The organism is Photorhabdus temperata, from assembly GCF_025384845.1.
Classification (GTDB): Bacteria; Pseudomonadota; Gammaproteobacteria; order Enterobacterales; family Enterobacteriaceae; genus Photorhabdus; species Photorhabdus temperata.
The window spans coordinates 1-1,950 of the sequence record NZ_JAJAFX010000158.1; the positions used below are offsets into that span (position 1 = coordinate 1).

The window sequence follows — 1,950 nt, forward strand, 5'->3', positions numbered from 1 at the left end:
CGTGTCGGATACACCAAAATTCTCGATCACGTAGTGGGTTATTATCTGGCGCATGACCCTTCTCCCATTCTGGTCGTGCAACCTCGTGTTGAAGATGCGGAGGATTACAGTAAAACCGAGATTGCGCCAATGCTGCGTGATACCCCAGTGTTGGCTGAAATCTCTGGTGACCCCAAAGCCAAAAACAGTAATCAGACTATTCTGAAAAAGACGTTTTTGAATGGCGCCAATCTGACACTGGTAGGAGCTAACAGCCCGGGCGGGTTTCGTCGTATTACTTGCCGGATTATCTTGTTTGATGAAGTGGATGGGTACCCGTCTGGCGGTGCTGGGGTTGAAGGTGATCAGATAGCACTGGGTACAAAGCGTTCTGAAACATTTTGGAACCGCAAAATCGTATTGGGTTCAACCCCGACAGTAAAAGGAACTAGCCGCATTGAAAAGTCGTTCGGCGATAGTGACCAGCGTTATTACTATGTCCCATGCCCTCACTGCGGCGAATATCAAATATTAGAGTGGGGTGGTCCCGATACGCCATATGGGATCAAGTGGGACAAGGACGAAAACGGCAATGGTTTGCCGGATACCGCTTACTATGTTTGTCGTCATAACGGTTGCATGATCCATCACAACGAAAAACCCGGCATTGTGAAGCGCGGAGAGTGGCGAGCGACAAAGCCATTTAAAGGCCATGCCGGTTTTCATATTTGGGCGGGTTACAGCTTATTCCCCAATGCCGCGTGGAAATACTTAGTTGCTGAATGGCTGAGGGTGAAAAATGACCCCTTGATGCGCCAGACATTTATTAACCTTGTGCTGGGTGAACCTTATGAAGACCGCGGAGAGAAGGCATTGAGTGAAAGAAAACTGCTTGAACGTTGTGAAGTCTTTGCTGCTGAGGTGCCGGATGGCGTGGCTGTTTTGACGGCGGGTATTGATACCCAAGATGACAGATTCGAAATTGAAATTGTCGGGTGGGGCCGCAATGAAGAAAGCTGGTCAATTGCTTATGATGTCATTGAAGGTGATCTGGAAACCGATGAGCCGTGGAAGCGTCTTGATATGTACCTGAAACAGGTATGGCGGCGTGCTGACGGGCGCGGTTTTACGATTATGGCGGCGTGCATGGACTCTGGCGGACACCACACGCAGCAAGTTTACGAATTCTCAAAAGCCAGAATTGGTCGCCGGATATGGGCCATCAAAGGTGAATCAGCACGCGGCGGTAAGCGTTCCCCTGTCTGGCCGACCAAAAAACCTACACCGCGTACCAAGTCAAGTTTCAAGCCCATTATTCTCGGTGTTAATGCGGCAAAAGATACTATCCGTGGCCGGTTACATATCGATCCCCCGCCACCCGGTGAAGCATCAGCCAGTTATATGCATTTCCCGGCAGATAGGGACCTGAATTATTTCAGTCAACTTTTGGCAGAGCGCTCCGTATTAAAAGAGTCAGGCGGGCAGCGCTTCCGAGTGTGGGAGCAATTGCCGGGCCGGGCTAACGAGGCGCTGGACTGTAGAGTTTATAGTTATGCTGCATTATGCGGACTCCTGCATATGGGGTTGAAACTGAATGCACTGGTTACCAGCATTACAGAAAACCCGGGCAGATTATTGCCAGCGCCCGCAGAGCCAGAGGAAAAAATCAGCTTGCAATATCCCGGCGTTATTATTCAAGAACCCGAAAAGCCGAAACGAAAAAGTATGTCTCAGCTTTTGCCGTCTTAGTTGTGAGGTGCCACATATGAAGCTTAATGTTACCGATGAAAGCCAAAAGCCTGTTTGTACTGATGATATAGACAGGCTGGTTTTACTAGACAAAATAGTGATTGATACAGCTTTACTTAAACAGCTTGTTAAGTTTGCTCTCAACGCTCCTGATCTTGGCGGTCATCTTGCTACTGTCGATATTAATCCGACTGCCACAGTGACAAATGAAATAATGATGAC

Annotated in this window: 2 protein-coding genes; both read left to right on the plus strand. The window is 48.7% G+C overall.

Features of this window, described 5'->3' with window-relative positions:
• The coding region (locus tag LGZ99_RS24210) for a phage terminase large subunit family protein (protein ID WP_262979825.1) at nucleotides 1–1,728 on the plus strand (1,728 nt) is incomplete at its 5' end.
• Between the two features lie 16 nt (nucleotides 1,729–1,744).
• Nucleotides 1,745–1,950, plus strand: a 206-nt coding sequence (locus LGZ99_RS24215) for a hypothetical protein (protein WP_390894058.1), incomplete at its 3' end; no start/stop codon positions are given.